10 protein-coding genes and 1 pseudogene are annotated in these 14030 nt (G+C 31.9%); 6 read left to right on the top strand and 5 right to left on the bottom strand.

Going from position 1 to position 14030, the window contains the following annotated elements:
* Positions 1–49 precede the first annotated feature (49 nt).
* From QZU90_RS04920 to QZU90_RS04900, 5 genes are all read left to right on the top strand, one after another.
* A complete protein-coding gene (locus tag QZU90_RS04920) occupies positions 50–1774 on the top strand; it encodes a Na+/H+ antiporter NhaC family protein (protein ID WP_295607039.1) in 1725 nt (574 codons plus the stop codon).
* A gap of 244 nt (positions 1775–2018) precedes the next feature.
* Entirely contained in the window at positions 2019–3506 is a 1488-nt protein-coding gene (locus QZU90_RS04915; RefSeq protein ID WP_296855849.1) for a sodium-dependent transporter, read from the top strand.
* A gap of 341 nt (positions 3507–3847) precedes the next feature.
* Positions 3848–6301 (top strand): hypothetical protein, encoded by a 2454-nt coding sequence (locus QZU90_RS04910; RefSeq protein ID WP_295607033.1) that lies wholly within the window; start codon positions 3848–3850, stop codon positions 6299–6301.
* Positions 6302–6470: 169 nt separating this feature from the next.
* On the top strand, positions 6471–7001 hold the full coding sequence (locus QZU90_RS04905; protein WP_295607030.1) for a hypothetical protein: 531 nt from the start codon (positions 6471–6473) through the stop codon (positions 6999–7001).
* Positions 7002–7058: 57 nt separating this feature from the next.
* Entirely contained in the window at positions 7059–8873 is a 1815-nt protein-coding gene (locus QZU90_RS04900) for a thiamine pyrophosphate-binding protein (protein ID WP_296855847.1), read from the top strand.
* A 35-nt stretch (positions 8874–8908) separates the two neighbouring features.
* Here the strand turns inward: QZU90_RS04900 and QZU90_RS04895 are convergent, their stop codons facing one another.
* From QZU90_RS04895 to QZU90_RS04880, 4 genes are all read right to left on the bottom strand, one after another.
* Positions 8909–9268 (bottom strand): hypothetical protein, encoded by a 360-nt coding sequence (locus tag QZU90_RS04895; protein WP_296855845.1) that lies wholly within the window; start codon positions 9266–9268, stop codon positions 8909–8911.
* Between the two features lie 5 nt (positions 9269–9273).
* Entirely contained in the window at positions 9274–10008 is a 735-nt protein-coding gene (locus QZU90_RS04890; protein ID WP_296855844.1) for a hypothetical protein, read from the bottom strand.
* Between the two features lie 50 nt (positions 10009–10058).
* Positions 10059–10544 (bottom strand): GerW family sporulation protein, encoded by a 486-nt coding sequence (locus tag QZU90_RS04885; RefSeq protein ID WP_295607021.1) that lies wholly within the window; start codon positions 10542–10544, stop codon positions 10059–10061.
* Between the two features lie 294 nt (positions 10545–10838).
* Positions 10839–11981, bottom strand: a complete 1143-nt coding sequence (locus QZU90_RS04880; RefSeq protein ID WP_296855842.1) for an alanine--glyoxylate aminotransferase family protein — start codon at positions 11979–11981, stop codon at positions 10839–10841.
* Between the two features lie 230 nt (positions 11982–12211).
* On the opposite strand from QZU90_RS04880, the gene QZU90_RS04875 reads away from it, so the two are divergent.
* Positions 12212–13294: a metallophosphoesterase gene (locus tag QZU90_RS04875; protein WP_296855840.1), complete on the top strand. Its 1083-nt coding sequence runs from the start codon at positions 12212–12214 to the stop codon at positions 13292–13294.
* Between the two features lie 396 nt (positions 13295–13690).
* On the opposite strand, the pseudogene QZU90_RS04870 reads toward QZU90_RS04875, so the two are convergent.
* Positions 13691–14030, bottom strand: a pseudogene (locus tag QZU90_RS04870) (ATPase); the annotation flags it as partial.

Below are 14030 nucleotides of genomic sequence, written 5' to 3'. Positions count from 1 at the left end.
TTATCGTTTAATTCGTATTTTTTTAATTTTTTATAAAAATGGTGTGATTATGGAAATGAATAGAAATTTAAAAATTGGATTGATTGTAGCTATTTCTGTAATAGCTCTTTTCGTTTTATCCTTGCTAATTACCAATGCACCAGCTGGAGACGATAATGCAGTTCGTTTCGGTATTTTAACTCTCTTACCGCCTCTTGTGGCTATTGCTTTAGCATTCATAACCAAAGAGACTATTTTATCTTTGTTTATTGGGGTTTTCGTTGGAGAATTTATGGTTTCTGTTAACGATTTAAACATTATCAGTTCTGCTATCAATGCATTTTTAGCAATGGGTACTCAAATTATATCTTGTATGGCTGATCCATGGAATGCAGGTATTATCCTTCAATGTTTACTTATTGGTGGTATCATCCAATTAGTAACAAAAATGGGTGGTGCAAAAGCTTTAGCAGATGAATTTGCTAAACGTGCTGACACTCCTAGAAAAGCTCAATTATTCACTGAACTTTTAGGTTTATGTGTATTCTTTGACGATTACGCTAACTCTTTAATTGTAGGTCCTATTATGAGACCTGTTATGGACAAACTTCATGTATCCAGAGAAAAATTAGCATTTGTAGTAGACGCAACTGCAGCTCCTGTTGCAGGTATTGCTATTATTTCTACCTGGATTGGTTTAGAACTCAGTTTAATTACTCAAGGTTTCCAATCCATTGGAATGAATGTAAGTGGATTCGGTATATTTTTACAAACTATTCCATTTAGATTCTATAACATTTTAATCTTAATCTTCATTGTTATCTCTGCAATTACCTACTATGAATTCGGACCAATGAAAGAAGCAGAGAAAAGAGCACGTGCTAGAAAAGAAGATGAACCAGTCGAATCTCTTGAAGCAACCAGTTTTGATGACGTTAAACCGGTTGATGGTATCAAATTATCTGTTTGGAATGCAATCATTCCTATTGGTGTATTGATTGTCGGTGCACTTATTGCATTCTATTGGAGCGGATATACCACTATCTTAGGTGGAGAAGATCAAGCTTTAATTACCTTAATGAAAACCTCTCCATTATCATTCAACGGTATATTTGAAGCATTAGCAGCTTCTGATGCATCTGTTGCTTTGTTCCAGGCAGCATTGCTTGCTTCTATTGTAGCTATCCTCATGGCTGTGCTCCAAAAAATCATGACCATCGAAGAAGCTATCGCTGAGTGGGTTGGCGGTATGAAAACTATCGTTATCACTGGTGTAATTTTACTCCTTGCTTGGTCCTTAGGTGGAGTTATTGGTGAATTAGGTACTGCTGATTACTTAGTAGGTGTATTGGCAGGTGCAATACCTATATTTATCTTACCAACATTAATCTTCGTTTTAGGTGCTTTGATTTCCTTTGCAACAGGTACTTCATATGGTACTATGAGTATTTTAATGCCATTAACCATTCCTCTTGCTTGGGCAGTTAACCCTGAAATGGGCTTTGTAATCGTATGTACTAGTGGTGTATTGACTGGTGCTATTTTCGGTGACCACTGTTCACCAATTTCAGATACCACAATTTTATCCTCTATGGGTACAAGCTGTAACCACATTGACCACGTAAGTACTCAGATATACTATGCAATATTTGTTGCAGCTATTGCTATCATATTCGGTTACATCCCTGCAGGATTCGGTATCCAATGGTACATTTCAATCCCTGTGGCTATTGTAGTAATGTACCTCGGATTAAGAGTACTTGGTGAAAAAGTACCTTTTGATGAAGCAGCTTAAATATGATTTTTACTTAAATGGTTTAATCCATTTAAGTTCTTTTTATTTTTTATTTTTATTTTTTCAATACATTATTTTTTATAATTCTAATTAACCCTATTTTTTATCAAAATACTTAATTATTTTAACAAGTTTTATTTACTAGTTTCAAGTAATATATTCTTATTAAACTTTTATTATAATTTTATATTGTTATTATAATTTTGTACTGTTATTATATTTTTATTATTTATATGTGATTTTTATGGCGTCTGAAAAGTCTGTGTGGGATAGTAACATTGCCTTTGTTTTGGCAATGATTGGTTCTGCTGTTGGTTTAGGTAATATTTGGCGTTTCCCAAATGTTCTTTATTCCAATGGTGGGGGATCATTCATGATTCCTTATATAGTATCATTATTTATTTTAGGGATCTCATTTGTTTTAGTGGAATATGCAGTAGGATTTAAATTCAAAACATCCTTGTCCAAGATATTTTTCACCATCAAGCCTAGATTGGAACCTATTGCTTGGTTCATCATATTGGTTGTATTCTTAATCACAACTTATTATGTTTGTGTAGTTGCTTGGGATTTGATATATGTTGCTTTGAGTTTAACCAAGGCATGGGGTGCAAATCCTGATTTGTTCTTTACAGTTAATGTTTTACATGCCTCTGATTCCCTTTCTGGTATTTTTACCATTGTTCCATGGGTTCTCATATCTGTTTTTCTTGTTTGGTTAAGTTCATGGGCAATTGTCCAAAAAGACTTGAATGAAGGTATTGGTAAAGTAAGCAAAATATTATTACCTGTCTTAGTTTTGATTGTGATTGTGATTGTTGCATTTTCCTTGACTTTACCTGGTGCTTCAATAGGTTATACTCAGATATTCACTCCTGATTGGTCTGCTTTAACCAATTTGAACGTGTGGTTGGCGGCATTTGGTCAAATCGTATTTTCACTTAGTTTAGGTATGTCAATTGCACTTACCTATGCAAGCTACCTTCCTGAGGATTCCAAATTAACTGACAATGCTTTGATTGTAGCATTTTCCAACTCTGGATTTGAAGTGTTCAATGCAATTGGAATCTTCTCAATCTTAGGATTCATGACTTTAACCAGTGGAATTCCATTCAACGAATTGGTTACTGAAGGAACAGGTTTGGCATTTGTTGTTTTCCCAAAGGTATTTAATGTAATGGGGCCTTGGGCATCTGTTATTGGACCATTATTCTTCTTATGTATCTTATTCGCAGGTCTAACTTCTCTAATTGCTCTCCTTGAAGTGGCTTCATTTGCAATTTCTGAAAAATTTGGCTTTTCAAGAAGAAAATCCGCAACTTTGGTATGTGTTGTTGGATTCTGCATATCCTGCTTATTTGCAACTGCTGCAGGAAGTTATCTCTTAGGAATCTTTGATGCATTCCTAAACAACTTTGCATTGCTATTTGGAGTATTCCTTGAATGTATAATATTCGGTTGGATATACAATTTTGATGAGCTTGTTGAAGTATTGAACAGCCATTCAACTATTCAGATGGACCCATTCTGGAAGATTATTATCAAGTATATCTTACCTATCTGTATCTTTGTATTATGGGCTCAAGGAGTTTATAGCACTATTTTAACTGGAGATACTACAAGCCATATGATTATGCTTGCTTTAGTTATTGTTCTTGTGGTTGTTCCAATAGTATTCACTCTATTGCCTGCAAAGAATGAGGATTATTATAAACCAATCCAAGATGATTAAAATTAATAATCATCTTTTTATTTTTTATTTTTTATTTTTTCTTACTATTTTTACTATTTTAATTATTTTTTTTTATTTTTTTATTTTTCATATTTTCATTATTTTTCTTATTTTCCATATCTTCCATAATTTTTTCAAAATAAGCAAATTTTTTAAATAATTAAAACTTTAATATATTATATAATAATAAAATTCTAAAATTAAATTATTTATGAGATGTAATTTAAAAGATATTTTAAAAGATATTTTAAGAGATATTTTAAGAGATATTTTAAGTTATATAGGAATGTTTTAAAATATTTATTAAAATAAATTGATTATTCTTATTGATGTGATGTAAGATGGGTGATGAAATTATAGGAAATAGATGGGATAGTTCAACAGGCTTTCTAATAGCTATGATAGGGGCCATTATTGGGCTGTCTGGAATTTGGAAATTTTCTTATCTTATGTATGAAAATGGTGGAGGAACATTTCTTATACCATATATTCTAGCTATTGTAATCATGGCTATTCCTATTTTAGTATTGGAATTTGGAGTGGGTTTCAAGTTCAAGTCAAGCCTGCCTAAGGTGTTTTATAATATCAAGTCAGAGTTTGAAATCATAGCCTGGTTCATTGTGTTCTTGATTTTTATAGTGCTGATTTATTACACTTGCATAATGTCTTGGGACCTTATCTATATTGTCCTTAGTTTATTTAAAGGATGGGGCAATAATCCTAGTGTTTTCTTTACAACAACATTGCTTCATAGCACCTCTAATCCATATGGGCTAACTTATCTTGTAGTTCCTATTGGAGTTGGCTTGATAGCAATATGGGGTTTGATTTATTTATTCTCCCGTAAGGAAATCAACAAGGGAATCTTGACAATCAGTAAAATATCTTTAATATTATCCTTTGTATTGTTAATCGGAATGTTATTGTTCTCTCTTCAATTGCCTGGATCACGTACTGGAATAATGGCATTGTTTAATCCAAATTGGTCTGTGCTTTTGGATTTTAATGTATGGCTGGCTGCATTTGGCCAACTGATATTCTCATATGGTTTAGGCTATGCCATTGCAAGCACATATTCATCTTACTTGGGAGACAATGCAAAACTGATTGACAATGCATGGATCATTGTTTTGGTAAGCCTTGTCTTTGAAATGTTGGTTTCAGTTCTACTATTTGCAATTATGGGTTTTATGGCATTAGGAAGGAATATTCCTATAACTAGTTTAGTTAGTGATAGCTTTTCATTGATATTTGTTGTTTTCCCAAATGTATTCAATATAATGGATCCATGGGTTTATATGGTGGCTCCTGCATTTTTCTTGCTTATATTTGTTGGAAGCTTAAGCACTGTTTTAGCTTTAATTGAACCATTATCCAATGCAATAAGTGAAAAATTTGGATGGACAAGGGATAAGGCTATTAGACAGCTTGTTTTAGTTGGATTATTCTTGTCATTTATATTTGCAACTGGTATGGGAGAATACCTTTTAAGAATTACAGATTCATTCATAACCCAATTTGCGATTATACTGGCTGTCATTCTTGAAATAATTGTTTTAGGTTGGGTTTATGATATTGAAGACATACGTTCAGTCTTAAACAGCAATTCCTATATTAAAGTGGATAAATCTTGGATAATTACAGTTAAATTTATTATTCCAATAATCTTGACCATCATTTGGATTTTAGGAGTTTACAATTTAATTCTTGTTGGAGATAGGCAAAGTTTGCTTGTGCAATCAATAATTGCTTCAATATTCGTAATTGTTCCTTTGGCTTTAACAGTTATTCCTTATAAAGGAGATTATTCCCTTGATTTATCAGATAATAAAGGTGGAGTAAACTACTTCAAGGAAAAGGAATATGTTGAAAAGACCATAGATGATTATGCAGATGAAGATCACAATCCATTATTCGATAAAAACGGTTCATTTGTAAGTCCTTACAAGTCTTTTAGGAATAGGTTCAAAAGGGATAATAATGATGATGAGAAGAGGGATGATGTTGTTGAGGAAGGCAAATCAAAATCCAGAGGATTAAACAGATTTGGAAGTTCAAAGTCCAAATCAGGTAAAAATGTTCTAAGGAATGTGGATTTGTCCTCTGAAGAATTTGATTCCCCTTATGATGAAGACTTTGATGACAAATATAATCACTATGATTATGGGGATTTCCATTCTCGTTCGGATGATTCTTCTTCAAATGACGGCAAAAAGAAATCAAAATCATTATTTGATAAAATAAACATGTTCAATAGGGATAAGGGAGTGTCTGATTTAGATGAGGAGTTTGAAGATGTGGGCTTCGATGATGATTTCGGAGAGGGAGGTTACATTTCCCCTATTAGGGATGAAGAAGCTAAGTCTCAAAAATCAAGACATACATTTAAGAGCTCTAAAGATGTGGATGTTTTTGACAATTTAGATGGCTATGCTGAAAAACCTAAAGCAAAATCAAAATCTAAACCTAAATCAAGAGTTAAATCAGGATCCAAATCTAATGCTAATGATGATTCCAATTCAAAAACTAATTCAAAAACTAAATCTAAATCTCCTAAAAAAGCTAAAGTTGAAGAACCTGCTGAAGAGGAGTATGAAGACTTTAGTGATGATTTCTTTGATGATGGAGTATTTGGTGATGAAGGATACGAATCCCTTTTGGATGATTATGTTGAAAAGCCAAAATCCTCTAAAAAGAAATCCAAATCTCTTAAAAGAGAATCAAGTGATGATGAAGATAGATATTATGACTATGAAGGAAAAGGGGCAGATTCTGTTTTCAATTTAGATGACTAATTCATCATGCTTTTCCAATAGGCAGTGATATTTATTTTCAATTTTTATTTTTTGATTCTTTCATCTTTTATATTAATCTGGCTATTTTTATAATTTTTATAATTTTTTTATAATAATATATATAAAGATAAAAACATAATTAATATTATCTTAAATAAAGGTGTATTATATGGATAAAAAAATGGCTATTTTAATAATTGCTGTATTTTGTTTATTATGTGTAGGTTCATACATGATATTTGAGCCTGGCAGAGATGTCACTTATCATCAAATCAATTTAACAAATTCATGCTCTGCTAAAGTCCCAGTGACTAATCAAATATCTGAATATACTGATAATCTAGACATTCATTACTATTCTGATTATGATTATGGCCTCAACATTACTAGCTTTAATAATGGGTCTCCAGTTACAGGATCACAAGGGCTTTTAAGATTCAACAACATCAAACAAGAGGTTTTAGGTACTGAAAAAGCAAAAAATGGCAATTTCACTTATTATAAAAACAATAAGTTAGGAACTTATACTGTATTTGTTGAGGATAAAATGTCAAATAACTTTATTTTAATGTCTTCAAAGGATTTGACAATTTTAAATAGAGTTTATGATAGTTTAGAGGCAAGAATAATTGTAGACGATTATGAGCTGCAACAGATGTATTCAAACAATACCTCTAACAATTCATCTCATTATTATTAAGCTTTTTACTTTTTTACTTTTTTATTTTCTTTAATTTTTTTCATTCAATGTGATAATATGAATACTGCAGAAGCATTAATCAAATTGCTTGAAGAAGATGGTGTTAAACATATATTTGGACATCCTGGAGAGCAGATACTTCCTTTTTACAAGGCGTTGAAGGATTCTTCAATTGAACATATTTTAACAAGACATGAACAGGGGGCTGCTCATGCAGCAGATGCCTATGCCCGTTCATCAGGCAATTATGGATTATGCATTTCCACTGCAGGACCTGGTGCAATGAATTTGGTCATGGGGGTTGCAACTGCCTTTAAGGATTCTGTACCCCTTTTAGTCATTACTGGAGATAATGATTATTCTAAAAAGGATGAGGATATCTTTCAGAATTCTTCAATCAATGGGGTTTTTGAGAATATAAGCATCAAGAGCTTTCGCCCGTCTTCTGGCAAATCAGCTATTTCTAATTTAATTGAAGCTTTAGTCATGTTTCAAAAATATCCTAAAGGGCCAGTCCATATCAATTTATCTAAGGATATTCTCCTTGAGGACATTAGTTTGGACGATCTTGACTTGAAAGGGATAGTCGACTCTTTTGATCATGATATTTTTGAAGGAATTGATTCTAATTTAGGAATATTCGATGAAAGCATTTCCAGTTTTGGGGATGTTTATGAATTGGTAAATATCTTTGATAATCATTTCATTTATTATGCTGGAAAATTAGTGTTCATTGATGATTTTTATAGTAAATTTAACTCTTTTTCAAAAAATAATGCGAGTGATGTAGATAACAATATCAACTTGGCTATTAATAAATTCAAACTTTCACGAAAACCATTAGTCATTGTAGGAAATGGGATAGTTTGGGGTAAAGCTATTGATAAATTAAGCATTTTTGTAAGTAAAACATGGTCGCCTATCGCAACTACTTTTCACTCTAAGGGGGTCATCACTGAAAGCGACAAATTGAACCTTGGCATTGTTGGCTTGAGGGGAACTTCACTTGCTAATTATGCATATGAGAATTCCGATTGCATTTTGGTTCTTGGTGCAAGATTATCTGAAAGAACCATTGCATCATGTGGTTATGATGGTGTCAAGGATAAGATAATTCATGTGAATATTGATGATGATTGTCTTAAGGGAAATATTGACATTTCCATGGATGCATCAGACTTTTTGGATTTATTGTTAAAGGAAATTGAATCTAAAGATTATAAGAACAATGAATTTATATTGTATAATGATTGGATTAATGAAATTTACTCTCATTACGAAGAGTTGATTGTTGATGGAATTGATGATGTTGAGGATAATTACATTCCATTAAGGCCTCCTTATGCAATCAATAAGATTGTAAATGCATTTAAGGGAAGCTATTTCCTTTCAGATGCAGGAACTCACACAACTTGGACAACATTGCTTTCAAAGAATGATAGGTTTGGAAAACTTCTCTTTTCAGGAGGATTTGGGCCAATGGGTTATGGTTTGCCTGGAGCTATTGGTGTAGCTATTGCCCATCCGGATAGCCAAATCGTTGTCATATGCGGTGATGGGGACATTCAGATGGTCATTCAGGAATTGGCTACCCTTAGGGAATATGACTTGAATGTGAATGTTTTCATTATAGATAACTCACAATTGGGAATAATTCGCCAATGGGAAGAAACAGTTTATGATATGGATAAGTATCAAATAGAATTGTCAAATCCAGATTTTGCAAAATTAGCTGATGCTTATGGAATCGAATCAATGAGAGTGGAATCCAGAGAAGATCTTGATTTGGCTATTGATAAGGCATTCAGTTCCAATCATGCATTTTTAGTTGATGTATGTGTATGCGAAGAGGATATTCCTTTGCCTAGATGATATTTTCAACTTAAAATATCTATTAAATCTATTTTTTAATTTTTAGTTTTTTCTATTTCAAGGAATTCTTTTAATAGATTGTTTTTATTTTTTTCAATAAATTGATTATGTTTTTCATCAATTGATTCAATTTGATAATCCAATTCAGAATTGTTTTTAGTTTTCAAAATATAAGCTATTGGTTCAATGTCTAAATGGGATATTGAATTTTCAGCATTTTTATTATCTCTTAATTTTTTTAGCTTATCCATTTTGCTTTTGGATGGATTCATGTCAATTGAAATGATATCCACTTTAAAAATAAAGTATATATTATCATTAAATACAGGAACAGCTTCGCTAAATTCGTAAAATGTTTCTTTTGTAAAGCTATTCATTATCTCCTTTCCATCCATTTAAATCACTTTTTAGTTTTTTGTTCATTATCATTTATTGATTCATTTTTTGCATTATCTTTAGATTTCTTTTGTATATAGAGTTCTTTAATCAGTTCTCTAATGTTCTTTTTAGTTAATAAAGTTAAACTATGAATCAATAAGAGTAAAATATTTATTTTTAATTCTATTTTTCCTTCAAAATCAGTTATCACTTCGTTAAATCTAGGATCTACACTTAGTTGTGTTGGCTTTGAGCTGTTTACAATAGCGCCTATTGACCAGATCCAACTTGCTATCTTTACAGTAGTTGTATGGTCGTTAAGACCGATTATCAGATTCCCTTCAAGTTTCTTTAAGTCGATTGCTTTTAGAATATTCTTCAAGAAGCCTTTCAATTCCTCTTTGGATTTCTTTAGTTCTTTTAGGATTGGTTTAATCTCTTCATATTTTTCTTTTAAACCTTTTTTATCTCCATCTTCCTCTCCTTCAGATTCAGATTTTTCCTCGTTTTCTTCAGATTTAGATTCTTCATCATCTTCTTCAGAATCTTCATCTTTCTTGGACCTAATGCTATCAATTATTTCTTCAGTGCCTTTTCTTGTAAAAATAGCTATTTTCAGTATAGTTACTTTAAATTCATATTTAACTATACCCTTTTCTTTTGCAACGGTTAAAAGTAGTCTTATGCCGTTGTATAAAATTATTAAAAATATGATGATTAAGGCGATTAGGATAATTAAAAAAAGATTAAAGTTCATTTTATCGCCTTTTCATATTTATTTTTATTAGACTTATTTTATATGATGATTTATTCATCATCATCTATTTCAATGTCTAACTCTTCTTCCACTTCATCAACGATGTCTTCAGCTTTTTCCTTTATTTCCCCATCTTGGATTTCAACTTCAGTGACATCATCAACATTTATGTACTCATCATCTTTTCTTTTTGATGGGATGACATCTTTTAGGATATCGGTCAAGATTAAGCCTAATTCGTTTAATGTCTTGTTAGTGCTGTTTCCTTTTGATAAGTTTATGGTTCTGATTCCATCTGCACCGCTGTTTCCTTTTGATACAACGACCATGGTTACAGGTTCAACACTTACACCAGCACCAGTTGCGGTTATTTCTTGACCCGCTTTCTGTTCTCCTATTCCAAATCCTACTGCTGCTTTGCTTACTGGAATCAATATTTTATCTTCACTTTCAATTGGTTCTCCAATATAGTTGCTTATGTGAATAAGTTTTCTTAATTCTTCTACAGTTGCTTTAATAGGTGCTTCGTCAATCATTCTTTAACTCCTTATTTTTATTAAAATTCTATAATTTTTAATTATGGTTTGCTATTAACATATAATATATTATATTTTTTTAATATACTTTTTTTACTATTTACATTTATATGTCTGATACATTCATATGTTAAAAATACATTCCATATGTTAAAATTATATTACATTCTATATAAATGTTTCTAAGTTTGAGTTAATTTTTTTAAAAAAGAGATGTTATTTGAAAAGTTAAAAGTAAAAATAAAATTGTAATAAAACAAGAAAAATAAAAAAAGAAAAAAAGAAGAAATGGGTTTAAATGTAATGATCAGCAAGAGCTGCTACACCTGCACCTGCATCGTCTACTAAACCTAATCCTTTTAAGGTTAATCCTAATGCAGTAAAGGTAATAGCTAATTCTTGGTAATTGATTACACCCATGTGTCCAATTCTGATGATGTTTCCTTTAAGATGGTCTTGTCCACCAGCTAATTGAACTTTGTATTTGTTTAACATGGTTCCTCTGATGTCATCGTCAGTTACACCTTCAGGGATGTTTACTGCAGTTACGGTTGCAGAGGATACAGCTTCATCAGGGAATAATTCAAGACCTAAAGCTTTAACAGCATCTCTTGATGCAGCTGCTGCTTGGTGGTGTCTTGCTACACTGTTTTCAAGTCCTTCTTCATGAATTACTTCAAGTGCTGCTTTCAATCCGTAGATTAATGAAACTGATGGGGTGTAAGGGGTTTGAGCAGGGGTTTTGTTACCGTTTGCTCTGTATTTAGGCATGTTTAAGTAGTAGTTGTTAGGTTCTACCTTTTCACATGCTGCCCATGCGTCATCATTGAAGGTAATAGCTGCAAGTCCAGGTGGTGCAGCGAGACATTTTTGGGATCCGGTTACACAAGCGTCAATGTGGAACTTGTCTACATCCACGTAGTCTCCACCTAAAGAGGATACTGTGTCTACAATGAATAATGCATCGTAGTTTTTCATAACTTCTCCTACTTCTTGAATAGGTGCAGCCACTCCAGTGGAGGTTTCGTTGTGAACCATGGTCACTGCCTTGATGTCTTCATCTGCTTCCAAAGCTTCTTGTACTTGGTCAGGAGTTACAGCAGTTCCCCATTCAACATTTAAAGGTACTGATTCAATTCCGTGGTAGTTTGCAATTTCTGCAAATCTTTCTCCGAATTTTCCTCCAATAACATTCAATACTTTGTCTCCTCTGTTAACAAGGTTGGAAAGAGCTGCTTCCATTGCAGAAGTTCCTGAACCAGTAAGGATGTAAGAATCATTTTCAGTTTGGAAAGTTTTAGACATTAACTGAGTGGTTTCAGTATAGATTTCTCCGAATTCGTCTCCTCTGTGGTTTACAACAGCTTTTCCCATTGCTTGCAATACTCTTGGGTCTGCAGTTGTTGGACCAGGGAGCATTAATAATATTTCGTTCATTTATTCTCCTCCAATATATAATAAGAATTATGAGCTTGAATGGATAATTTTTAATTGTTTTTTTATTAGATTTATATTATTATCTTAAAGTTATAATAATATGTCAAGCTATATATAACCTTTCTTTTTAATAGTTCTTAAATATTTTGTCGGCACTTTCTTTTCTTTATTTGGTTAATTATGATAATTTTATAAATGACTTTTTAAAGATTAATATTAGAGGTTTTCTTATGAGTTTCAGAATAAGAAGAGTGTTGATGTCCACTCCACTTATTGCAATATTTGAGTTTTTCCTAATGAAATACCTGTTTTTATTGTTTGGTGGATTAAATGATTTATATTTGCTTTTATTAACAGTTCTTTTTGTTTTATTGAATACTGTGCCTATGTTTTTTGAGGAGAAGAAATCAAGATTCATAACAAGGGCCTTGGATGAAATATCCGGATTTTGGATTTGGATGTCCTTATTTTTCTTCTTTGACATTCTATTTATTTACATTATTGGCACTTTTATAGAAATTCCCTTTTATATTATAGTTGCCCTTCTTCTATTGGTTCCTATAATAACAATCTATAGCTATTGGCATGCTCATAGAATAATCATTCATGAGAAAACAATTGAACTTGACAAGATCAATCAGGATATTAACATTGTCCACTTATCTGATGTTCATTTTGGAGCAATCAGACATAAGAAAATCATTTTAGACTTAAGGGATAAGCTAAATGAATTATCTACCACTTGTGATTTGGCAATCATCTCTGGGGATTTCGCAGATGGTTCATGTGTGGTTGAAGCGGATGATTTCCTGCCACTTAAAGATGTGAATATTCCTATTGTCTTTACAGCAGGAAACCATGACTTTTATCCTGGAATTGAAAATGTTTATAAAGCATGCAGGAAAGCGGGAATCATTATTTTGGATAATGAAGGAATGGAATTCAATGATTTGAATATCTTTGGTCTTACTTATAGTTTTGGTGAGATAGAAACTGTAAGTTTGGACGATTTGAAATCATTCATCAAGGAATATAAGGTAAATATAATCAATTTCCATGTGCCTCAAAACTGGGAAGTGTTTTCAAGTTTAGGCTTTGACATTCAATTGTCTGGCCATACTCATGGAGGTCAGTTTTATCCAGTTGTTTGGATAGGGAATTTGATCATGTATAATATGGGTCTTTTTAAGAAGAGCATTGGTGGAAAGGATAGGTATTTGCATGTTACAACTGGTGTAGGTTCCATGGATTATCCATTTAGGTGGGGAACTGACAGTGAGCTTGTAATATTGAAATTAAGGAAGAAAAATTAATTCAAATCATTATTTATTATCATAGATTCATTATCATAGAATCATTATCATAGATTCATTATCATAGATTCATTATTATATCATAATACACTTTAAATTATCTACTACTTTTAGCGAAATTTCTTCTATGCCATACGAACAAAAAATGATTAAAAAGTATCAAAATTATCTACTACTTTTAGCCAGATTTGTTTTGTAGTTAACGAACACAATATTACTAATCAAATGCTCCCACACTAACAACACATCTAATGAAATACTAAGTAAACATTAAGATGGCGAACTATTGGGAAAATTAATTTATATTTACAATAGTCTCCAATAAAAAAATAATAAGTTGATTGAAATGGAAAGAAAATACTTAATGCAGTACTCTCAAGTATGATTTCCAAGAATTTAAATCACATCATTATCCATTAAAAAATCAATCAAATTCAAATGAATAATTCCGTCATGAGACATGTCCACATCATCCAGAGTTATTACATATTTAGGATAATTATCTGAGACCTTCTTTAATGGTTTAAATTCTCTTTCAACAGTTTCTTCACTTGCCAATAAATAAGAAACTTGAATGTAAATGGGTTTGTTTTGTTTTTTGCATACAAAATCCACTTCCAGGCTATCAACTTTGCCGATGGTGATTTCATATCCTCTTCTTAAAAGTTCCAAATAAACAATATTTTCGATTACACGAGTGATATCCCGTTGATTGTTTCCTATTATTGCCTGTCTA

The sequence above is a fragment of the uncultured Methanobrevibacter sp. genome, from assembly GCF_902784195.1.
GTDB lineage: Archaea > Methanobacteriota > Methanobacteria > Methanobacteriales > Methanobacteriaceae > Methanobrevibacter.
This window is presented reverse-complemented; position numbering and strand designations above follow the sequence as displayed.

Bases quoted from the DNA above. Each gene is read 5' to 3' on its own strand.
- QZU90_RS04905 (WP_295607030.1), top strand. From the start codon at position 6,471: ATGGATAAAAAAATGGCTATTTTAATAATTGCTGTATTTTGTTTATTA.
- QZU90_RS04890 (WP_296855844.1), bottom strand. From the start codon at position 10,008: ATGAACTTTAATCTTTTTTTAATTATCCTAATCGCCTTAATCATCATA.
- QZU90_RS04915 (WP_296855849.1), top strand. From the start codon at position 2,019: ATGGCGTCTGAAAAGTCTGTGTGGGATAGTAACATTGCCTTTGTTTTG.
- QZU90_RS04910 (WP_295607033.1), top strand. From the start codon at position 3,848: ATGGGTGATGAAATTATAGGAAATAGATGGGATAGTTCAACAGGCTTT.
- QZU90_RS04920 (WP_295607039.1), top strand. From the start codon at position 50: ATGGAAATGAATAGAAATTTAAAAATTGGATTGATTGTAGCTATTTCT.
- QZU90_RS04875 (WP_296855840.1), top strand. From the start codon at position 12,212: ATGAGTTTCAGAATAAGAAGAGTGTTGATGTCCACTCCACTTATTGCA.
- QZU90_RS04895 (WP_296855845.1), bottom strand. From the start codon at position 9,268: ATGGATGGAAAGGAGATAATGAATAGCTTTACAAAAGAAACATTTTAC.
- QZU90_RS04900 (WP_296855847.1), top strand. From the start codon at position 7,059: ATGAATACTGCAGAAGCATTAATCAAATTGCTTGAAGAAGATGGTGTT.
- QZU90_RS04880 (WP_296855842.1), bottom strand. From the start codon at position 11,981: ATGAACGAAATATTATTAATGCTCCCTGGTCCAACAACTGCAGACCCA.
- QZU90_RS04885 (WP_295607021.1), bottom strand. From the start codon at position 10,544: ATGATTGACGAAGCACCTATTAAAGCAACTGTAGAAGAATTAAGAAAA.